Consider the following 23,223-nt stretch of genomic DNA (forward strand, 5'->3'; position numbering starts at 1 on the left):
GGTGGCGTTGATCTTCCCCGGCCAGGGCGCGCAGTGGTCCGGGATGGGGGTGGAGCTGTACCGGTCCTCGCCGGTGTTCGCGGCGAAGCTGGACGAGTGCGCCGCCGCGCTGCGGTCCCACGTGGACTGGGACCTCGTCACCGAGCTGGCCGGCCCGCTGGACCGGCCGGACGTGGTGCAGCCCGCGCAGTGGGCGGTCATGGTGTCGCTGGCCGAGCTGTGGCGGCACCACGGCGTCGTGCCCGCGGCGGTCGTCGGCCACTCGCAGGGCGAGGTCGCGGCGGCGGCGGTCGCGGGCGCGCTGTCGCTCGACGATGCGGCCAGGGTGATCGCGCTGCGCGCCAAGGCGGTGTTGTCACCGGCGTTGCGCGGTGGCGTGGCGTCCGTGCCGCTGCCGGTCGACGAGGTGCGCGCCCTGCTGGAGGACGGGCTCGGCATCGCGGGCGTGAACGGCCCCCGCTCCACCCTCGTCTCCGGCGACACCGCCGCGTTGGACCGGCTGCTCGCGCGCGAGGAGCTGCGGGCCAAGCGAGTGCCCGTCGACTTCGCCGCGCACTCGCCGCGCGTGGACGCGATCCGCGACGAGCTGCTGGCCGCGTTCGCCCCGGTCCGCCCCAGGTCCTCGGCCATCCCGTTCTACTCGTCGGTGACCGGTGCGCTGGTCGACACCTCGACGCTCGACGCCGACTACTGGTACCGCAACGCGCGCGAACCGGTCGAGTTCCACCGCGCCACGCAGGCCGCGCTGGCCGACGGGATCGGCGTGCTGCTGGAGTCGAGCCCGCACCCCGTGCTCACGACCGCCCTGGCGGACGGTCCGGTGGTGCTGTCCACCCTGCGCCGCGACGACGGCGGGCCGGACCGGTTCGCGCACGCGGTGGCGCAGGCCCACGTCCGCGGTGTGGCGGTGGACTGGCGGCTGCCCGAGGCGCGGCGGACCGACCTGCCGACCTACCCGTTCCAGCGGGAGCGGTTCTGGCTGGCGAACGAGCTCGACTACGGCGCCGCGTCCGGCCACCCGCTGCTGACCTCCGCCGTGCGGCTGGCCGACGGCGACGGCGTGCTGCTGGCGGGCCGGTTGTCGCTCGACGCGCACCCGTGGCTGGCCGACCACGCCGTGCTCGGGGAGCCCGTCGTGCCCGGCGCCGCGCTCGTCGAGCTGGCCGTGCACGCGGGCGAGCGGGTCGGGTGCCCGGTGCTGGCCGAGCTGGTGCTGCACGCACCGCTGACGGTGCCGGCCGAGGTGCAGCTTGCGGTGCAGGCGCCGGACGACCGGGGCCACCGCCGCGTCACCGTCCACTCCCGGCTCGGCGACGACTGGACCGCGCACGCCACGGGCGTCCTCGCGCCCGCCGGCGCGCCGCTGCGGGGCTTCGACCGACCCGCCGACGCCGAGCCGGTCGACCTCGCGGGCCGGTACGAGCGGCTGGCCGACCAGGGCTACCACTACGGACCGGTGTTCCGGGGGCTGGCAGCGGCGTGGCGTGCCGGCGACGACCTCTACGCGGACGTGCGGCTGCCCGGCGACCCCGGCCGGTTCGACCCGCACCCGGCCCTGCTCGACGCCGTGCTGCACGTCCTGGACACCCCGGCGCACGAGGTGCGGGTGCCGTTCTCGTGGACCGGCGTGCGAATGCGCCGGTCGGCGACGACGAGGCTGCGCGTCCGGGTCCGCCCGAACGGCGACGGGCACGAGATCACGGCCGTGGACGAGGACGGCGTGCCGGTGTTCGCGGTCGAGTCGCTGATCCTGCGGACGGTGGGCGCCGGGCTCGCGCGGTCGCCGCTCTCCCGGGTCGAGTGGGTGCCGCTGGCCCTGCCGGAGGAGGGCGTCGAGGCGGACGTCCTGCACGTCACCGGCGCCGCCGACCCGGTCTCCGGCGCGCGGGACGCGCTGGCCCGGGTGCTCGGGGCCGTGCGGGAGCACCTGGCGGGCGACCGGCCGCACCTGGTGGTCGTCACCCGGAACGCGGTCGGCGACCACGTGTCGGACCTCGCCGCCGCCCCGGTCTGGGGCCTGGTCCGCTCGGTGATCGCCGAACACCCCGGCCGGGTGTCCATCGTGGACACCGACGAGGCGTCCGCCGACCTGGTCACCCGCGGGGTGGCCGCCGGCGAGCCGCAGGTGGTGCTGCGCGGTCGGGAGGCGTGGACGCCGAAGGTCGTGCCGCTGCACGTGCAGCGCACGCCCGACACCGACTGGCACTGGGACGTCACCGAGCGCGGGACGCTGGAGAACCTCGCGCCGGTGCCGTCGCCCCGCGAGCCGCTGGGGCCCGGCGAGGTGCGGATCGCGGTCCGGGCGGCGGGCCTGAACTTCCGGGACGTGCTGATCGGCCTGGACCTCTACCCCGGCGACGACGCGAAGATCGGCGGCGAGGCCGCGGGCGTGGTGCTGGAGGTCGGCGCGGACGTCACCGACTTCACCGCGGGCGACGAGGTGATGGGCCTGTTCGCGGGCGGCGCGATGGGTCCGGTCGCGGTCACCGACCACCGGATGCTGGCGCCGGTGCCGACCGGGTGGACGTTCGCCCAGGCCGCCTCCACGCCGGTCGTGTTCCTCACCGCGTTCTACGGCCTGGTGGACCTCGCGGGCGCGCGGGCGGGGCAGTCCCTGCTGGTGCACGCGGCCACCGGCGGCGTCGGCATGGCGGCGACCCAGCTCGCCCGCCACTGGGGCCTGGAGCTGCACGGCACGGCCAGCCCGCCGAAGTGGCCCGTGCTGCGGTCACTCGGCTACCCGGACGAGCGGATCGCGTCGTCGCGCACGCTGGAGTTCGAGCAGCGCTTCGCCGACGGCGTGGACATCGTCCTGGACTGCCTGGCCGACGAGTTCGTGGACGCCTCGCTGAGGCTGCTGCCGCGCGGCGGCGTGTTCCTGGAGATGGGCAAGGCCGACATCCGGGACGCGGACGAGGTCGCCCGGCGGCACCCCGGCGTCCTCTACCGGGCCTACGACCTGGTGGAAGCCGGGCCGGACCGCATCCGGGAGATGTTCGCCGAACTGGGTGCGCTGTTCGAGGCGGGCGCGCTGACGCCGTTGCCGGTCACCGCGTGGGACCTGCGGCAGGCGCCGGAGGCGTTCCGGTTCCTGGGGCAGGCCCGGCACACCGGAAAGCTCGTGCTCACCGCCCCCGTCGTCGAGCTGGGCGACACCGTGCTCATCACGGGCGGCACGGGCACCCTGGGCACGCTCCTCGCACGCCACCTGGCGACCGCGCACGGCGTGCGCACCCTCGTGCTCGTCAGCCGCGGCGGCGGCCCGAACCCGCTGCCCGACCTGGACGCGGACGTCCGCGTGGTGGCCTGCGACGTGGGCGACCGCGACGCGCTGGCGGCGCTGCTCGCCGACCTGCCCGGCCTGACCGCCGTCGTGCACGCGGCCGGCGTGCTGGACGACGGCACGGTCGAGTCGCTGACCCCCGAGCGGCTGGCCACCACCCTGCGCCCGAAGGTGGACGCCGCGTGGCACCTGCACGAGCTGACCGACGTGCCCCTGGTGCTCTTCTCGTCGCTGGCGGGGGTGCTCGGCGGCGCGGGGCAGGCGAACTACGCGGCGGGCAACGCGTTCCTCGACGCGCTCGCCCAGCACCGCCGCGCCCGCGGCCTGCCCGCGGTCTCCATCGCGTGGGGCCTGTGGGCCGAGGACAGCGGTCTGACCGGCGGGCTGGGCGAGGCGGACCGCGCCCGGCTGGCCCGCAGCGGGTACGCCCCGCTGTCCACCGCCGAGGCCCTGGCCATGTTCGACAGCGCGGTGACCGCGGACCGGCCGCTGGTCGTCGGCGCCCGCGCCACCGTCGTCACGCCGGCGGCGAAGACCGACCAGGGCACCGTGCTGGACCTGGTGCGCGCGCACGTCGCCACGGTCCTCGGCCACGGCAGCCCCGACTCGGTGGACGTGTCCCGGCCGTTCAAGGACCTCGGGTTCGACTCGCTCACCACCGTGGAGCTGCGCAACCGGCTGGCCGCCGCGACGGGCCGGTCGCTGCCGACGACGCTGGTGTTCGACCACCCGACGCCGGCCGCGCTCGCCGAGCACCTGGCGGGGGAGCGCCGGCCGGTCGTCACCACGCCGGTGGCCGCGCCGAGCCAGGAGCCGATCGCCATCATCGGCATGGCCTGCCGGTTCCCCGGCGGCGTGCGGTCGCCGGAGGACCTGTGGCGGCTGGTCGAGGCCGAGGCCGACGTGGTGGGGCCGTTCCCGACCGACCGCGGCTGGGACCTGGCGGGCATCTTCGACACCGACCCGGACCAGCCGGGCACCACTTACACCCGGGGCGGCGGGTTCCTCGACGTGGCCACCACGTTCGACGCCGCCTTCTTCGGCATCTCGCCGCGCGAGGCGCTGGCCATGGACCCGCAGCAGCGGCTGCTGCTGGAGGTGTCCTGGGAGGCGTTCGAACGCGCCGGCATCCACCCGGCGTCGGTGCGCGGCTCCACGGCGGGCGTCTTCGTGGGCACCAACGGCCAGGACTACTCCGACCTGTGGCGGGGCGACTGGGACGCCGTCGAGGGCTACATCGGCACCGGCAACTCCGCGAGCGTGCTGTCCGGGCGGGTCGCGTACGCCTTCGGGCTGGAGGGCCCGGCGATCACCGTGGACACGGCGTGCTCGGCGTCCCTGGTGTCGCTGCACTGGGCGGCGCAGGCGTTGCGGCGCGGCGAGTGCTCGCTCGCGCTCGCCGGCGGCGCGACGGTGATGGCGACACCGGGCACCTACACGGAGTTCAGCCGGCAGCGCGTGCTGTCCGAGGACGGCCGCTGCAAGTCGTTCTCGGCCGCCGCGGACGGCACCGGGTGGGCCGAGGGCGTCGGCGTGCTGCTGGTGGAGCGGCTGTCCGACGCGCGCCGCAACGGGCACCAGGTGCTGGCGGTCGTGCGCGGCACGGCGGTGAACCAGGACGGGGCGTCCAACGGCCTCACCGCGCCCAACGGTCTCGCGCAGCAGCGCGTCCTGCAACGCGCGCTCGACGACGCGGGACTCTCCCCGGCGGACGTCGACGCCGTCGAGGCGCACGGCACCGGCACCCGCCTGGGCGACCCGATCGAGGCGCGGGCGCTGCTCGCCACCTACGGCCGGGAGCGCACCGAGCCGCTGTGGGTCGGGTCGCTCAAGTCCAACCTCGGCCACTCGCAGGCCGCGTCCGGGGTCGCCGGCGTGATCAAGATGGTGCAGGCCGTGCGCCACGGCGTGCTGCCGCGCACCCTGCACGTCACCGAACCCACCCCGCACGCCGACTGGGGCGCCGACACCGTGCAGGTCCTGGCGCAGGCCAGGCCGTGGCCCGAGGCGGGCCGCCCGCGCCGGTTCGGCGTGTCGTCGTTCGGCATCAGCGGCACGAACGCCCACGTGATCGTCGAACAGGCCGAGGAGGAGACCGCCGACCCGACCGACGACGCCCGGCCGGTCGCGTGGGTGTTGTCCGCCAAGGACGACGCGGCCTTGCGCGAGCAGGCACAACGGCTGCTCGCGCACCTGGGGGCGACGCCGGAGCACCCGCTGGACGTGGCGTGGACGCTCGCCACCACGCGCGCGCACCTGGACCGCCGGATCGGCTTCGCCGGCAGCACGCGCCACGCCCTGATGGAGCGGCTCGCCGAGGTGACCGGCGGGCGTGACGACGCGGGCCGGGTGGCGTTCCTGTTCTCCGGCCAGGGCAGCCAGCACCCCGGCATGGCCGCCGGGCTGCGCGAGGCGTTCCCCGTGTTCGCGCGGGCGTTCGACGAGGTGTGCGCGCACCTGGGGCTGGGCGACGCGCTCGACACCGACGCCGTGCACGAGACCGGGGTCGCGCAGCCCGCGCTGTTCGCGTTCGAGGTGGCGTTGTTCCGGCTGCTGGAGCACTGGGGCGTGCGGCCCGACTTCGTGGCCGGGCACTCCGTCGGCGAGATCGCCGCCGCGCACGTCGCCGGCGTGCTGTCGCTGGCGGACGCGTGCACGCTGGTCACCGCGCGCGGCCGGCTGATGCAGGCGCTGCCCGCCGGCGGGGCGATGGCGGCGGTCGTCGCGTCCGAGCAGGAGGTGCTGCCCCTGCTGACCGACGGGGTGACCGTCGCCGCGGTCAACGGTCCGCGGTCGACGGTCGTCTCCGGTGACGAGGACGCGGTGCTCGCGGTCGCGGCGCGGTTCGAGCGCGGCACCCGGCTCAAGGTCAGCCACGCGTTCCACTCGCACCTGATGGACCCGATGCTGGCCGGGTTCCGCGCCGTGGTCGAGGGGTTGTCCTTCGGTCCGGCCGCCATCCCGGTGGTGTCGACGCTGACCGGCACGCCCGTCGAGTTCACCGCCGAGCACTGGGTCCGGCACGCGCGCGAGGCGGTGCGGTTCCACGACGCCGTGCGCCACCTGGAGTCCCTCGGTGCGCGGACGTTCCTGGAGGTCGGGCCGAGCGGCGCGCTCAGCGGCACGGGCGGGTTCACCCCCGCCCTGCGCCGCGACCGACCCGACGAGGAGGCGCTGCTCGACGCCGTCGCGGAGCTGCACGCGCGCGGCGTCGAGGTCGACTGGACGCGCGTGTACGAGGGGCGTCCGACGCGGCGGGCGCAGCTGCCGACCTACGCGTTCCAGCCCAAGCGCTTCTGGCCCGGCGCCGCGGCTCGGCGGCGGGCCGACGCCGAGCACCCGATGGTCGACGCGGTGGCGGAGCTCGCCGAGCACGGCGGGTTGCTGCTGCACGGGCGGCTGAGCACCGCGACCCACCCGTGGCTGGCCGAGCACCGGGTGTTCGACCAGGTCGTCGTGCCCGGCACGGCGTTGCTGGAACTCGCCGGGCACGCGGCGACGCGCGTCGGCGCCGGCCGGGTGGCGGAGCTGACGCTGCACAACCCGCTCGTGGTGCCCGACGGCACGGCGGTCGAGGTGCAGCTCGTGGTGTCCGACCACGACCTGACCATCCACGCGCGTCCCGAGGGCGGCGAGTGGGCCAAGCACGCCACCGGTGCGCTCGGCGACGACGCGGCGCCCGCCGTGCCGCTCACCGAGTGGCCGCCGCCGGGTGCGCACGAGATCGGGATCGACGAGCTGTACGACGACTTCGCGGCGGCCGGGCTCGACTACGGCCCCGTGTTCCGCGGCCTGCGCGCGGTGTGGCGCCGGGTGGCCCGGGACGCGGGCGGCGCGGAGGTCACCGAGGTCTTCGCGGAGGTGTCCGTCCCCGACGGCGGGGGCTACGGCCTGCACCCGGCGCTGCGGGACGTGGCGCAGCACGTCGTGGTGCCAGGCGACCTGGTGGTCGGCGCCGGGCACGCGTTCCTGCCGTTCGCGTGGACCGACGTGACGGTGCACAGCCGGGGCGCGTCGACGCTGCGGGTGCGCCTCACCCCGACCGGCCCCGACTCCGTCTCGCTCGTCCTCGCCGACGACGTCGGCGCGCCGGTGGCCACCGTGGGCAGCCTGGCCCTGCGCCCCGCCGCCGTGCCCCGACCGCTGCACCGCGTGACGTGGACGCGGGAGCCGGTGCCCGAAGGGGTGGTGCGGCACGTGGTCCCGTCGGTCGAGGGTGATCCGCCCACCGCCGCCCGGGCCGCGACCGCCGACGTGCTGGCGCAGCTGGGCGCCTGGCCGGCCGACCCGAGGTCGGCGGACTCCCGGTTGGCTATCGTCGTGTCGGACGACCTCGCGCACACCGCGGTCCACGGCCTGGTCCGGGCGGCGCAGGCCGAGTACCCGGACCGGTTCCTGCTGGTGCGGGGCGACCAGGTGGTGACACCCCGGTTCGTGCCGGCGCCACCGGCCCCGGACGGCGAGCTGCCCGCCGGCACGGTGCTGGTCACCGGCGGCACGGGCGCGCTGGGCCGGCTGATCGCCCGCCACCTCGGCGACCGGGCGGTGCTGGTCAGCCGGAGCGGCACCCCGGTGCCCGGGTTCCGGACCGTCGCCTGCGACGTGGCGGACCGGGACGCGCTGGCCGCGCTGCTGGCCACGATCCCGGACCTGGCCGCCGTCGTGCACGCGGCGGGCGTGCTGGACGACGGAGTGCTGTCCTCGCTGACGCCGGACCGCTTCGACGCGGTGTTCCGGCCCAAGGTGGACGCCGCGTGGCACCTGCACGAGCTGACCGACGTGCCGCTGGTCCTGTTCTCCTCGGCCGCCGGGCTGCTCGGCGGCGCGGGTCAGGGCAACTACGCGGCGGCCAACGCCTTCCTCGACGGGCTCGCCGAGCACCGGCGCGCCGGGGGTCTGCCCGCGGTCTCGCTCGCCTGGGGCCTGTGGGAGGTGGGCATGGGCGGGTCGCTGTCCGACGCGCACCGCGAGCGGCTGGGCCGGGACGGGGTCGCGCCGCTCACCGAAGCCGAAGGCCTCGCGCTGTTCGACGCCGCGCTCGGCCTCGACGACGCGGTGCTGCTGCCGGCCAGGGTGTCCGCCGCGACCCTGCGGCCACGCGCGGCCAAGGCCGTGGAGGTCTGGAAGGACGTCGACCCGCTGACGCTGGTGCGGTCGACGGTCGCGACCGTGCTCGGCCACGGCTCGGCGGAGGACGTCCCGCCCGGCCGGCCGTTCACCGACCTCGGGCTGGACTCGCTGGCGGCGGTGGAGATCCGGCGGCGGCTCGACGCGGCCACCGGCCTGCGGCTGCCCGCCACGGTCGTGTTCGACCACCCGAACCCGACGGCGCTGGCCGACCACCTGGCCGAGCGGCTGCGTCCCGACCACGCCGCCGCCGCGCTCGCCCAGGTGGACGTGCTCGCCCGGTCGCTGGCGGCGCTCGGCGAGGAGGACGGCGCGCGGGTGCGGCAGCGGTTGGAGGCGCTGCTGGCGGTGCGCCTCCCACAGGAGCCGGCCGACGCGCCGGAGACCGCCGACGACCTCGAACTGGACACCGCCGACCTCGACCAGATGCTCGACATCATCGACCAGGAACTCGGGGCGACGTGATGGCCGACGACCAGAAGGTGCTGGACTACCTCAAGCGGCTGACGGCCGACCTGCGGCAGACCAGGCAACGCCTCCGGGACACCGAGGAGGCGGCGCGCGAGCCGATCGCCGTCGTGGGCATGGCCTGCCGCTACCCCGGCGACGTGCGGTCGCCGGAGGACCTGTGGCGGCTGGTGGCCGAGGGCCGGGACGCGGTGACGCCGTTCCCGGTCGACCGGGGGTGGTCGGCCGCCGACGTCGCGGCCAGCCACACCCGGGAAGGCGGGTTCCTGCACGACGCGGGCCACTTCGACCCGGCCCCGTTCGACATCAGCCCCCGTGAGGCGCTGGTGGTCGACCCGCAGCAGCGGCTGCTGCTGGAGACCGCGTGGGAGGCGTTCGAGCACGGCCGGATCGACCACACGACGTTGCGCGGCAGCCGGACCGGCGTGTTCGTCGGCGTGATGTACCACGACTACGCGTCCCGGCTGCCGGAGATCCCCGAGCAGGCGCACGCGTTCCTCGGCACCGGCACGGCGGGCAGCGTCGCGTCCGGCCGCGTCTCCTACGTCTTCGGCCTGGAGGGGCCGGCGGTCACGATCGACACCGCGTGCTCGTCGTCGCTGGTCTCGGTGCACCTGGCCGCGCAGGCGCTGCGCCGGGGCGACTGCACCCTGGCCCTGGCGGGCGGCGCGACGGTGATGGCCTCACCCGGCCCGTTCCTGGACTTCAGCCGCCAGGACGGGCTGGCCCGCGACGGCCGGTGCAAGTCGTTCTCCGCCGACGCCGACGGCACCGGGTGGGCCGAGGGCGCCGGGATGCTGCTGCTCGAACGGCTCTCCGACGCCCGGCGCAACGGGCACCCCGTGCTGGCCGTGATCCGGGGCAGCGCCGTCAACCAGGACGGCGCGTCGAACGGCCTGACCGCGCCCAACGGCCCGTCGCAGCAACGCGTGATCCGGCAGGCGCTCGCCGACGCCGGGCTGTCCGCCTCGGACGTCGACGCGGTCGAGGCGCACGGCACCGGCACGGTGCTCGGCGACCCGATCGAGGCGCAGGCCGTGCTGGCGACCTACGGCCGGGACCGTGACACGCCGCTGTCGCTGGGCTCGCTGAAGTCCAACCTCGGCCACACCCAGGCCGCGGCGGGCGTCGGCGGCGTGATCAAGATGGTGCTGGCGCTGCGGCACGGGCTCCTGCCGCGCACCCTGCACGCCGAGCGGCCGAGCCCGCACGTCGACTGGTCGGCGGGCGCGGTGGAGCTGCTGACCACCGAGAAGCCCTGGCCCGCCGGGGAACGCCCGCGTCGGGCCGGTGTGTCGTCGTTCGGGTTCAGCGGCACCAACGCGCACGTGATCGTGGAGGAGCCGCCCGCGACGCCCGCCCCGCCGACCGGGCGCGGGCGGTCCGTGCCGTGGGTGCTGACCGCCCGCACCGAACCGGCGCTGCGGGAGCAGGCCCGGCGGCTGTCCGCCCACCTGGCGGCCGATCCCGGGGTCCGGCCGAGCGATGTCGCCTACTCGCTGCTCACCACCCGCGCGCCGCTGGAGCGCCGGGCCGCGTTGACCGACCTGGACGCGTTCACCGGAGTCGTGGACGAGCCCGTCGGCGGGAAGGTGGCGTTCCTGTTCTCCGGGCAGGGCAGCCAGCGGGCGCGGATGGGCGTCGCGCTGCACGCCGAGTTCCCCGTGTTCGCGGCGGCCTACGACGACGTGCTGACGCGGCTGGGCGTGCGCGACGCGGTGTTCGCCGGCGAGTCCCTCGACCGCACCGACCTCGCGCAGCCCGCGCTGTTCGCGCTCGAAGTGGCGCTGTTCCGGCTGGTGGAGTCGTGGGGCGTGCGACCGGACTTCCTGGCCGGGCACTCGGTCGGCGAGATCGCCGCCGCCCACGTGTCCGGCGCGCTGTCGCTGGACGACGCGTGCACGCTGGTGCGCGCCCGCGGCCGGTTGATGCACGCCCTGCCACCCGGTGGCGGGATGGTCGCGGTCGCCCTGTCGGAGGACGAGGTGCGGCCGCTGCTGTCCGACCGGGTGGGCATCGCGGCGGTCAACGGACCGCGCGCGGTGGTGGTGTCCGGCGACGAGACGGCGTTGGCGGCGTTCACCGGGCGGCGGCTGCGGGTCGGCCACGCGTTCCACTCGCCGCTGATGGACCCGGTGCTGGCCGAGTTCCGCGCCGTGGCCGACGGGCTGTCCTTCGGCGAGACCGCCATCCCGGTGGTGTCGACGCTGACCGGCGCGACCGCCGAGTTCTCCGCCGAGCACTGGGTGCGGCACGCCCGCGAAACCGTGCGGTTCCACGACGCCATGACCCGCCTGACCGCCGAAGGCGTGCGGACGTTCCTCGAACTCGGCCCGGACGGCACGCTCGCCGCGCTGGCCGATGACGTGATCCCGCTGCTGCGCGGTCGGCTCGCCGAACCGGAGGCCGTCGGCCAGGCCGCCGCGCGACTGCACCTGCGCGGCGTCGGCCCGGACTGGCACGCGTTCTTCGCCGACAGCGGCGCGCGGGCCGTGGACCTGCCGACGTACGCGTTCCAGCGGCGGCGGTTCTGGCTCGAAGCGCCCCCGACGCCGTGGCTGGACGACGGGATCGAGTCGGCCGGGTCCGACGACGTGCTGCACCTCGGCACGATCTCGACGGCCGACGCGCCGTGGCTGGCCGACCACGTCGTCGGCGACGCCGTGCTGCTGCCCGGCACCGCGTTCGTGGAGCTGGCGCGGCAGGTCGGGGCCGGGCGGCACGTGGCGGAGCTGACGCTGGAGGCGCCGCTCCCGCTCACCGGGCCGGTCCGGGTGCAGGTGGTCGTCGGCGCCGAGGGCCGGTTCACCGTGCACGCGAGGGCGGACGGCCCGTGGACCCGACACGCGTCCGGGACGTTCGGCGGCACGCCGGCCGCCCCCGCGCCGCTGGGCGAGTGGCCGCCGGAGGGCGACCCGATCGACGTCGCCGACGTGTACGAGCGGCTCGCCCACGGCCCGGCGTTCCAAGGGCTCCGGGCCGCCTGGCGGGTCGGCGAGGAGGTGTTCGCCGAGGTCGGGCTGCCGGTCGAGGCCGGGCCGTTCGGCGTGCACCCGGCGCTGCTGGACGCCGTGCTGCACGCGGCGGGCGGCTCCGACGAGCTGTTGGTGCCGTTCGCGTGGCACGGCGTGCGGTGGCACGCGACCGGTGCGACGACGCTGCGGGCACGGCTCACCCCGGTGGGCCGGCACGCCCTGTCGCTGGCCGCGTTCGACGAGTCCGGCGCGCCCGTGGTCACGGTCGACCAGGTGCGGCTCCGGCCGCTGGCCGGGATCCGTGACGCCGCCGCGCCGCTGTACCGGGTGACCTGGCGGGCGGGCCAGGCGGTCGAGCCGGACGCCACCATCGACGAGCCCACCGTGGACGCCGCCGTGCTCAGGGCGCTGGCACTGGCTCAGGCCGCCGGTGACCGCCTGGTCGTGGACACGCGGGACGACCTGGCGGGCGCGGCGGCGCGCGGGCTGCTCCGCTCGGCGCAGTCGGAGGACCCGGGCCGGATCGTCGTGCTCACCGACGGCCGCGAGCACACCCTCGAGCTGACCCGGGTCCGGGCCGCGGACGCGGTGTCGCCGTTCGGACCCGACAGCACGGTGCTCATCACGGGAGGCACGGGCGCGTTGGGCCTGCTGGTGGCCCGCCACCTCGTCACCGCGCACGGGGTGCGCAGGCTGGTGCTGGCCGGCCGGCGTGGCGGTCCGACACCGGACCTGGACGCCGACGTGACCGTGGTGGCCTGCGACGTGGCCGACCGCGACCAGCTCGCGCGCCTGCTCGACACCCACCCGGTGACCGCGGTCGTGCACTGCGCCGCCGTCCTGGACGACGGTGTGATCTCCTCCCTCACGCCCGACCGGGTCCGGGAGGTGCTGCGGCCCAAGGTGGACGCCGCCCGGCACCTGCACGAGCTGACCGACGTGCCCCTGGTGTTCTTCTCCTCGGTGGCGGGCGTCTTCGGCGGACCGGGCCAGGGCAACTACGCGGCGGCCAACGCCTACCTGGACGCGTTGGCCGAGCACCGCCGCGCGCAGGGGCTGCCGGCCGTCTCGCTCGCCTGGGGACCGTGGAGGAGCGGGCTCGCGGGCGAGGTCGACGAGACCGCGTCGCGCCGCATGGCCGCCGCGGGCCTGCGCCCGCTGTCCGACTCGATGGGGCTGGCCTCGTTCGACGCGGCGCTCACCGCGGACGCGCCGGTGCTCGCCCCCGTGCTGATGGACCGGCGGCCCGCACCGGCGACGGCCGCGCCGCGAACGGCCCGCGCTGTCACGGATCTCGCCGACCTCGTGCGGGCGGAGGTCGCGGCCGTGCTCGGGTACGACGAGGTGGAGGACACCAGGGCGTTCGCCGAGCTGGGCTTCGACTCGCTGACCGCCGTCGAGCTGCGCAACCGGCTCGCCGCCGCCACCGGTCGCAGCCTGCCCTCGACCCTGGTGTTCGACCACCCCACGCCGGCGGCGCTCGTCGAGCACCTGCGCGGGACCGGACGCGTCGAGGAGGCGCCGGTCGCCCGGGTGGCCGACGACCCGATCGCCATCGTCGGCATGGCCTGCCGCTACCCCGGCGGCGTCCGGTCGCCGGAGGACCTGTGGCGGCTGCTCGCGGAGGGCGGCGACGCGGTGTCCGCGTTCCCGACCGACCGGGGGTGGCACCTCACCGGCGAGGGCGGGTTCCTGCACGACGCGGCGGCGTTCGACCCGGCGTTCTTCGGCATCTCGCCCCGTGAGGCGCTGGCGATGGACCCCCAGCAGCGGCTGCTGCTGGAGACCACGTGGGAGCTGTTCGAACGGGCCGGGATCGTGCCGGAGTCGTTGCGCGGCAGCCGGACCGGGGTGTTCGCGGGTGTGATGTACCACGACTACGGCTCACGGGTGCGCAACGCGCCCGACGACCTCGCCGGGTACCTGGGCAGCGGCAGTTCGGGCAGCGTCGCGTCGGGCCGGGTGGCCTACGTCTTCGGGCTGGAGGGCCCGGCCGTCACGGTGGACACGGCGTGCTCGTCGTCGCTGGTGGCCCTGCACCTGGCGGCGCAGGCGGTCCGCGGCGGCGAGTGCTCGCTGGCCGTCGCGGGCGGCGTCACGGTGATGTCCACACCGGACACGTTCGTCGAGTTCCGCCGTCAGGGCGGTTTGGCGGCGGACGGGCGGTGCAAGTCGTTCGCCGACACCGCCGACGGCACCGGCTGGGCGGAGGGCGTCGGGTTGCTGCTGGTGGAGCGGCTGTCCGACGCGCGCCGCAACGGGCATCGCGTGCTGGCGCTGGTGCGGGGGAGCGCGGTGAACTCCGACGGCGCGTCGAACGGGTTGACCGCGCCGAACGGTCCGTCGCAGCAGCGGGTGATCCGGGCCGCGCTGGCCGCGTCCGGTCTGTCCACTTCGGACGTGGATGTGGTGGAGGCGCACGGCACGGGCACCCGGTTGGGTGACCCGATCGAGGCGCAGGCGTTGCTGGCGACCTACGGCCAGGACCGCTCGACGCCGTTGTTGCTGGGTTCGGTGAAGTCGAACCTCGGCCACACCCAGGCGGCGGCGGGTGTCGCGGGCGTGATCAAGGTGGTGCAGGCGATGCGGCACGGCACAGCGCCCAAGACGCTGCACCTCGACCGGCCCTCGGCCGAGGTGGACTGGTCGGCGGGCGCGGTGCAGCTGCTGACCGAGGCCAAGCCCTGGCCGGCGCACGGCCGGGCCCGGCGGGCGGCGGTGTCGTCGTTCGGGATCAGCGGCACGAACGCCCACGTGATCCTGGAGCAGTCCCCGGACCAACCGGAGCCGGCGACCCACGAGGCGGGGCGACCGGACCGGCGGCACCGGTCGGACCAGCCGGACCTGCCGGACCAGCCTGAGCCGGTCGGTGGCGGGCCGGTGGTGCCCTGGGTGTTGTCCGGTCGGACGCCGGAGGCGGTGCGCGAGCTGGCGCTGCGGGTGCGCGAGCACGCGGCCGACCTGTCGGCCGCGGCCGTCGGGCGCACGCTCGCCACCGCCCGCCAGGCGTTCCCGTTCCGGGCGGCCGTCGTCGGTGACCGGGCGGCGCTGCTCGAGTCGCTGGACGCGGTGAGCCCCGAACGCGTCGACTCCGGCCGGGTCGGGTTCCTGTTCGCCGGGCAGGGCGCCCAGCGCGTCGACATGGCCCGCGAGCTGCGCGCGGCGTTCCCGGCGTTCGCCGACGCCTTCGCCGCCGTCCGGGCCGAGCTGGACCGCCACCTGGCCCGTCCGCTGGACGACGTGCTCGGCACCGAGGCCGTGCACCGCACCGAGTTCGCCCAGCCCGCCTTGTTCGCGGTCGAGGTGGCGTTGTTCCGCCTCTACGAGTCGTGGGGCGTGCGACCCGACTTCCTGGTGGGCCACTCCGTCGGCGAGTTCGCCGCCGCGCACGTCGCCGGGGTGCTGACCCTGCCCGACGCGGCGAAGCTCGTCGCGGCACGCGGCCGGCTGATGCAGGGCGCGCCCGGCGGCGGGGCGATGGCCGTCCTCGCGGCGGCGGAGGACGAGGTCGTGCCGCTGCTCGCCGACGGCGTCGTCGTCGCCGCGGTCAACGGTCCGCTGGCGACGGTCGTCTCCGGTGACGCCGACGCGGTGCGGCGGCTGATCGCGGCACTGGGCCGCAAGGCCACCGGGCTGGAGGTCAGCCACGCCTTCCACTCACCGCACATGGACCCGGTCCTCGCGCCCTTCCGCGACGTCGTGGCCGGGGTCGACTTCCGGTCGCCCACGATCCCGTTCGTCTCCACCCTCACCGGCAAGCGCGCGAGCGACGAGCTGCGCACGGCCGAGTACTGGACCCGGCAGCTGCGGGAGCCGGTGCGCTTCGCGGACGCCTTGGCGCACCTGGAGAGCGAGGGCGCGACCCGGCTGGTGGACATCGGCCCGACCGACCCGCTGAAGGTCGTCACGGCGCTGGCGAAGCTGCACGTGCGCGGCGTCGAGGTGGACTGGGCGGCGTTCTTCCCGCCGACCCCGCTCGCGGACCTGCCGACCTACCCGTTCCGGCACGAGCGGTACTGGCTGGACGCCGACGAGGTCACCGCGTCCTTCGACGAGCCGTGGTGGGCCGACCACGCGGTGGACGGCACGCCGATCGTGCCCGGCGCCGCGTTCGTCGACCTCGCGCTGCGGGCCGGCCCGATCGGCGAGCTCACCATCGCCCGTCCGCTCGCCCTGCCCGCCGCGGTCCGCCTCGCGGTCCAGGGCGACACCGTCCGGTGCGTGGCGGGCGGACGACCGCACGCGGTCGGCACCCTCGCGGCGGCCGCGCCGAACGCGGCACCCGTCCCGCTGACCGAGTGGCCACCGGACGCCGACGAGGTCTCCCTGACCGGCTTCTACGACCGGCTGGCCGAACTGGGGCTGCGCTACGGCCCGGCGTTCCGCGGGCTCAAGCGCGTCTGGCGGCGCGACGGCGAGGTGTTCGCCGAGGTGGACGTGCCGGTCGACTCGTTCGCGGTCGGGCTCGACGCCGTCCTGCACGCCGGCGCGTTCCTGTTCGAGCCCGACCAGGCGCTGCTGCCGCACGTCTGGCGCGACGTCCGGCGGCACGGCGACGCGCGGATCACCCGCGCCCGCCTCACCCGGCTCGGCGACGCGGAGACGCGCATCGACCTGGCCGACGAGCACGGCCGCCCGGTGGCCGCGGTCGGGTCGCTCGGCTTCGCGCCCCTGCCGGTGGACCTGCCGCTGCACCGCGTCGAGTGGCGGGACGCCGCGCCGAAGGGCGTCGGCCGCGCGGCGATCGTCGAGCTGGACGACACCACGACGGTCGAGGACGTGCTGGTGCTCCTGCAATCCGCCGTGGAACCGCTCGCGGTGGTGATCAAGCCGACGCTCGCGCACGCCCCCGTGCGCGGCCTGGTGCGGTCGGCCGCCCTCGAACACCCCGGCCGGTTCACCCTGGTCGACACGGACGGCAGCGCGCCGCCGGACGAGGCGGCCGGCCTGGGGGAGCGGGAGGTCCGCATCCGGTCCGGTCGGCTGTCCACGCCCCACCTCGTGCCCGCCACCCCGACCGCGCCGGGCCGGCTCACCGGGACGGTCCTGGTCACCGGCGGTTCCGGTGCGCTCGCGGGCGCGCTCGCCGCGCACCTGCTGCGCGCCCACGACGTCACGGAGGTGGTGCTGGCCAGCCGCAGCGGCCACGCGCCCGCGTTGCCGGGAGCCGTCGGCGTCCGCTGCGACATCTCCGACCGCGACCAGGTCGCCGAGCTGCTGGCGTCCCTGCCGGACCTGAGCGCGGTGGTGCACAGCGCCGGGGTCCTGGACGACGGCACCCTGCACTCCCTGACCCCCGAACGACTCCGCCGCGTCCTGGCGCCGAAGGCCGACGGCGCGCGGCACCTGCACGAGCTGACCGACGTGCCGCTCATCCTGTTCTCCTCGGCGGCGGGCACGCTCGGCGCGCCCGGCCAGGCGAACTACGCCGCCGCCAACGCCTACCTCGACGCCCTCGCCGAGCACCGCCGGGCCGCCGGCCTGCCCGGCGTGTCGCTGGCCTGGGGGCCGTGGGACCTGGGCATGGCCGCCGACCGCAACCGGTTGGCCCGCAACGGCATCGCGCCGCTGTCCACCCGCGAAGGCCTGGCGTTGTTCGACCGCGCCCTCACCGCCGGCGAACCGGTGCTGGTGCCGCTGCGCCGGGTGCGCGTCGAGCAGGCCGTGGCGGACGAGGACGAGCTGACCACCGTGCGACGGGTGGTGGCCGAGGTGCTGGGCCACCGCGAGCCCGTGTCGCCCGACGCGTCGTTGGCCGACCTCGGGTTCGACTCCCTCACCTCGGTGGAGCTGCGCAACCGGCTCACCGCGGCCACCGGGGTCGAGCTGTCCGCGACCGTCGCGTTCGAGCACCCCACGGTCGCCGACCTCGCCCGGCGCCTGCGCCCGGAGCCCGTCGCCGACGACGGCCTGGCGGCGTTGTTCGACCAGGCGAAGGCGGCGGGCCGGCTCATGGTCGGCATGGAGCTGGTGCGGGTCGCGGCCCGGCTGCGCCCGACGTTCACCAGCGCCGAGCCGCCGCCGCCGATCCGCCTCGCGCAGGGTCCCCGCGTGCCCGCCCTGCTGTGCTTCCCGGCCGTGGTGGCGCTGTCCGGGGCGCACCAGTACGCCCGGTTCGCCGAGCACCTGCGCGGCCGGCGGGACGTGACCGTGCTGCCGCAGCCGGGTTTCCGCGCCGGGGAACCCCTGCCCGCCACCGTCGAGGCGGTCGTCGAGACGCACCTCAAGTCCGTCCCGGACGGTCCGGTGGCGCTGCTCGGGTACTCGTCCGGCGGCTGGATCGCGCACGAGGTCGCGCGTCGCCTGGAGGAGCTGGGCAGGCCGGCCGAGGCCGTGGTCCTGCTGGACACCTACGTGCAGCAGGAGATGACGCCCGAGCTGACCGACGAGTTCGTGGCGGGCCTGTTCGCCCGCCGCACGGACGCCGACGCCACCTCGCTCACCGCGATGGGCGGCTACTTCGAGGTGTTCCGGACCTGGGCGCCGCGCGCGCTCGCCACCCCGACCCTGTTCCTGCGCGCCGAGCGGGTGCTGGCCGGCCGGCCCGCCGCCTGGGCGCACGCGGACGAGTTCCGCACCGTCCCGGGCGACCACTTCACGATCGTCCAGGACCACGCCGACTCCACCGCCGACACCGTGCACGACTGGCTGTCCACCACCGAGGAGCAACGATGACCACCGTGACGCCCGAACTCGTCGCCGCGGCGTACGCCGCCCTGCTGACCGGCGACCGGGCCGAGATCGCCGAGTACTGGTCCGAGGACCTGCGCTTCCACGCGCCGGGACAGCACAGGTTCGCCGGGTGGCACGAAGGGCTCGACTCCTTCCTCGACTACCTCGCCGGCGTCCACGTGGCGTCGGGCGGCACGTGGCAGACCGACGTCCTGCACTCGGTCATCGGCGGCGACCACTCCGTGGAGCTGGTGCGGGTGCACGCCGTGCGCGCCGGCGCGAAGCCGGACAGCACGTCGCCGTTCGACGTCCTGGAGATCACCGGCGCGCAGATCAGCCGGTGGGAGGACGGGAAGGTCGTCGAGGGCACCGCCGGCTACTTCGGCGACGGCGCGACCAACGCCAACCAGTGGTGGTCGCCGATCGGCCCGAACGGCGAACGCCGCGACGTCTGACCGGCGTGCACCTGCCCGCCCGGGGACGGCGACCGGCCGCCGTCCCCGGGGCGGGCGCGTCGAGGGCCGGTCGAGGGATCGATGACGTCGTCGTCGAACGCGTCGAACGAATGGCCTGGTGAGACGGCCCGTCGGCTCCGGTCGGGTGAATCGCTGTCCGATTGCGGACAGGCGGGATTGACACGGGAATCGTCCCGAGCCGATGGTTCAGCGGGTCCTCTGGGAGCGTTCCCAGAACGCTGGAAGTCGAAGGGAACGAGATGTCCCGCAAACCTGCCCTGCACGCCCTCGTGGCGGCCCTCGTCGCGGCGCTGGCGTTCGCCGCGGCCCAGCCCGCATTCTCCTCCGCCGCGCCGGCCGCCGCGAGCCCGGTGCGGATCATGCCGCTCGGCGACTCGATCACCGCCGGTCCCGGCTGCTGGCGAGCCTACCTGTGGGACCGCCTGCAGAAGACCGGCCACACCGACATCGACTTCGTCGGCACCCAGCCGGGCGGCGGGTGCCCGGTGCCGTTCGACGGCGACCACGAGGGCCACGGCGGCTACGCGGCCACCGGCATCGCGGAGCAGGACCAGCTGCCGCCGTGGCTGGCCGCGGCCCGTCCCGACATCGTGCTCATGCACCTGGGCACCAACGACATGTGGGGCAACTTCCGCCCCATCGAGTCCGTCATCGCCGCGTACTCCAAGCTCGTGGACCAGATGCGGGCGAACAACCCGGACATGAAGATCCTCGTCGCGAAGATCATCCCGATGGCCTGCCCCGAGTGCACGCACGTCGTCGCCCTGAACAACGCCATCCCCGGGTGGGCGGCGGCCAAGACGACCGCGCGGTCGCCGATCACCGTGGTCGACCAGTGGACCGGCTTCGACACGACCACCGACACCGGTGACGGGGTGCACCCGAACGACGCGGGCTTCCGCAAGATGGCCGACCGCTGGTACCCGGCCCTCACCGCCGCTCTCGGCGGCACCTCACCGACCACCACCACGACGACCACGACGACCACGACCACGACGACGACGGTCCCGCCCGTTGGCGCCTGCGCCGCGACCTACCGCGTGGTCAGCCAGTGGAACGGTGGTTTCCAGGGCGAGGTGACCGTGCGCAACAACGCCACGACGACGACCGCGAGCTGGTCGGCCACGCTCACCTTCGCCGCCGGCCAGCAGCTCACCCAGGCGTGGAACGCCACCGTCGTGCAGAGCGGGACGACGGCGACCGCGCGGAACCTGGGCTGGAACGGCGCCCTGCCGCCGGCCGGGTCGGCCACCTTCGGCTTCCTCGCCAGCGGAACCGGCACGGCCGCGACGGTCGGTTGCACGACGGGCTGACCACCGAGGGCAGCCGACCGCGCTTCCGCGGACGACGCGCGCGGCGCAGTGGGCGGGGTCCGCGAACACCTCGATTCACTCGCAGCCAGAATTGTTCGCAGCACGACAGATCAGCTGCGAGCGGAATAGAGGATTCGCGCGCAAATGCCATGGAACTCCGTGCCGCGCAAGCATTTCGCGTGACCGCGTCCACGGTGCGAGACGGATGATCGAGGGAACCGCGTTTCTGTAAGTTCACCACCGGTTCCCCATTTCCGGTTCGGCACGGAGTTCTCCCATGGCGCAGAAAGAACCGCGGCGCGCCGCGTTGTCCGCCACGCACTCGGTCCTGGTGCGCGTGACGGCGGTGCTCGTGCTGCTCGCGACGTGGGAGGCGCTCGTCCTGGCGGGGTTCTGGCCGCCGGCCGTCCTGCCCGGACCGGTCCAGGTGTGGGACCAGTTGCTCGCCGCCTCGGACAGCGGCAACGGCCAGGGCGGGTACGCGGGCTCCACCGTGGTCGAACGGCTCGGCGTCAGCCTGCGGCGGGTCGGATACGGCTCCGCCTACGGCATCCTCGTCGGCGTGGGGCTCGGCCTGCTGATGGGCCTGGTCCCGCTGATCCGCGCGGTGGCCGAGCCGTTCGTGACGTTCCTGCGCGCCCTGCCGCCGCTGGCCTACCTGAGCCTGCTGGTCATCTGGTTCGGCATCGACGAGGAACCCAAGGTCTACCTGCTCGTCGTGGCCGCCTTCCCGCCGGTCGCGGTCGCCACCGCGGCCGCCGTGACCGGCGTGAACAGGCAGTACGTGGAGGCCGCCCACGCGCTCGGAGCCGGCCGGCTCGGCGTGGTCGGCACGGTGGTGCTGCCCGCGTCCGCGCCCGAGATCCTCACCGGCGTCCGGCTGGCCGTGGGCGTGGCCTACAGCTCCGTCGTGGCCGCCGAGACCGTCAACGGCGCGGACGGCATCGGGGGCATGGTCCTCAACGCCCAGCGCTACAACCAGACCGCGGTCGTCCTGCTCGGACTCGTCGTCATCGGCGTGACCGGGCTGCTCATCGACACCGCCATCCTCGCGCTGCAACGCGCCGTCTCGCCGTGGCGCGGACGGGCCTGAGCGCCGACACCGGGAGCACCACCATGTCCGTCACGCGCAGATCGGTCCTGTCCCTGCTCGCCGCCGCCCCGGTGCTGGCCGCGTGCGGGGTCGGCGGCTCGTCCCCGGCGAAGCCCGGTGAGCGGCAGGTCCGCATCGCCTACCAGAACTTCGCCGACAGCACGCTGCTGGTGAAGGACCAGGGCGTGCTGGAGAAGGCGCTGCCCGACCACCGGATCACCTGGACGTCCTTCGACTCCGGCGCGAGCATCAACACCGCGTTCCTGGGCGGCGCCATCGACCTCGCGGTCATCGGCAGCAGCCCCGCCGCGGCCGGGTTGTGCCCGCCGCTGAACATCCCGTACCAGGTGGTCGAGCTGCTCAACGTGATCGGCGACAGCGAAGCCCTGGTGGTGCGCGAGGCCAGTGGGATCACCGACATCAGGGGCCTGGTCGGCCGCAAGGTCGCCGCCCCGTTCGGCTCCACCGCGCACTACAGCCTCCTGGCCGCCTTCCAGCAGGCCGGCGTCGACCCGGCGTCGGTGACCTTGGTCGACCTGGAGCCGCAGAACGTCCAGGCCGCCTGGCAGCGCGGTGACATCGACGGCGCGTACGTGTGGACGCCCGTCCTCAGCGTGCTCCAGCAGGACGGCCTGACCCTCACCGACAGCGCCCGGCTGGCCGCCGCCGGCAAGCCGACGCTGACGTTCACCGTCGCGCGCACGGAGTTCGTCGAGCGCGACGGCGACGTGCTGGACCAGTGGCTGGCCGCCACCGACGCCGCCATCAAGAAGATCAAGGACGAGCCCCGCGTGGTCGCCGAGGCCGTGTCGCGGCAGATCGGCGCGAGCGTGGACGACGCGTTGTCCCAGCTGAAGCAGAACATCTACGTCGACCACGCCGAACAACGCGGTCCCGGGTACTTCGGCGTCGCCGACGCGCCGGGCGCGCTCGCCGAGCAGCTGCGGGCCACCGCCGAGTTCCTGCACGGCCAGCGGAAGGTGGACTCGGTGCCCGACGTGGCGGCGTTCCGCGCGGCCCTGCGGACGCCCCGTGCGTGAGCCGCTGGTGGAACTGGTCGACGTCGAGCACCGGTACCGGGCCGGGGGATCCGACGTCCCGGCGCTCGGGCCGCTGGACCTGTGCGTGGACCCGGGGGAGTTCCTGGTCGTGGTGGGCCCGTCCGGGTCGGGCAAGAGCACCCTGCTGCGACTGGCCGGCGGGTTCGAGCGGCCCACGACGGGCGCGGTCCGGGTGCTCGGCGGGACGCCGGTGGCGGGCCGGGACGTCGGCACGGTGTTCCAGCAGCCCCGGTTGTTCCCGTGGCAGACGGTGGGCCGCAACGTCGCCACCGCGCTGCGCTGGGCGGGCGTGCCGCGCGCCGACCGCCCGCGGCGGACCCGGGAGCTGCTCGACCAGCTCGGCCTGGCCGAGCTGGGACCGCGCCGCACGTGGGAGATCTCCGGCGGGCAGCAGCAGCGGGTGGCGATCGCGCGGGCGCTCGCCGCCCGGCCGCGCCTGCTGCTGATGGACGAGCCGTTCGCCGCGCTGGACGCGCTGACCCGCGAGCGGCTCCAGGAGGACGTCCGCTCCCTGACCGACGGCGATCGGGGCGTGGTGTTCGTGACGCACAGCGTGGACGAGGCCGTGTTCCTGGCCAGCCGCGTGGTCGTGCTGTCCGACCGGCCGGGTCGGGTGGCGCTGGACCTGCCCGTTCCGCTGCCCCGGTCCGGGGTGTCGGCCGACGAGCTGCGCGGGTCGGCGGACTTCGCCGCGCTGCGCGGCGAGGTGGCGGGCGCCGTCCGGGCCTCGGCGGTCTGACCGCGAAGGAGAGATC

7 protein-coding genes (1 of these 7 running past the window's edge) are annotated in these 23,223 nt (G+C 75.6%); all 7 read left to right on the forward strand.

Annotated features, from left to right (window positions below; all coding sequences use genetic code 11):
* Nucleotides 1-8,875, forward strand: the 3' portion of a protein-coding gene (locus IOD16_RS13680) for a type I polyketide synthase (protein ID WP_201440352.1). 1,592 nt of this gene lie to the left of the window's left edge; 8,875 of the gene's 10,467 nt are visible here — the last part of the coding sequence; the start codon falls outside the window, past its left edge; the stop codon is at nt 8,873-8,875.
* Nucleotides 8,875-18,528, forward strand: a complete 9,654-nt coding sequence (locus IOD16_RS40200) for a type I polyketide synthase (RefSeq protein ID WP_236594959.1) — start codon at nt 8,875-8,877, stop codon at nt 18,526-18,528. The genes IOD16_RS13680 and IOD16_RS40200 overlap by 1 nt, the downstream gene beginning before the upstream one ends.
* Nucleotides 18,525-18,980 (forward strand): nuclear transport factor 2 family protein, encoded by a 456-nt coding sequence (locus IOD16_RS13710; RefSeq protein WP_201440353.1) that lies wholly within the window; start codon nt 18,525-18,527, stop codon nt 18,978-18,980. The genes IOD16_RS40200 and IOD16_RS13710 overlap by 4 nt, the downstream gene beginning before the upstream one ends.
* A gap of 260 nt (nt 18,981-19,240) precedes the next feature.
* On the forward strand, nt 19,241-20,314 hold the full coding sequence (locus IOD16_RS13715) for a cellulose binding domain-containing protein (RefSeq protein ID WP_201440354.1): 1,074 nt from the start codon (nt 19,241-19,243) through the stop codon (nt 20,312-20,314).
* A gap of 277 nt (nt 20,315-20,591) precedes the next feature.
* The gene (locus IOD16_RS13720; protein ID WP_201440355.1) at nt 20,592-21,407 is read left to right on the forward strand and encodes an ABC transporter permease; all 816 of its coding nucleotides are present in this window, start codon (nt 20,592-20,594) and stop codon (nt 21,405-21,407) included.
* Between the two features lie 23 nt (nt 21,408-21,430).
* Nucleotides 21,431-22,447 carry a taurine ABC transporter substrate-binding protein gene (locus IOD16_RS13725; protein ID WP_201440356.1) on the forward strand — a complete coding sequence of 339 codons (1,017 nt, stop codon included), beginning with the start codon at nt 21,431-21,433 and terminating at the stop codon, nt 22,445-22,447.
* Nucleotides 22,440-23,207, forward strand: coding sequence for an ABC transporter ATP-binding protein (locus tag IOD16_RS13730; protein WP_201440357.1), 768 nt, complete (start codon nt 22,440-22,442; stop codon nt 23,205-23,207). The genes IOD16_RS13725 and IOD16_RS13730 overlap by 8 nt, the downstream gene beginning before the upstream one ends.
* Nucleotides 23,208-23,223 lie beyond the last annotated feature (16 nt).

The organism is Saccharothrix sp. 6-C, from assembly GCF_016695385.1.
Classification (GTDB): Bacteria; Actinomycetota; Actinomycetes; order Mycobacteriales; family Pseudonocardiaceae; genus Actinosynnema; species Actinosynnema texasense.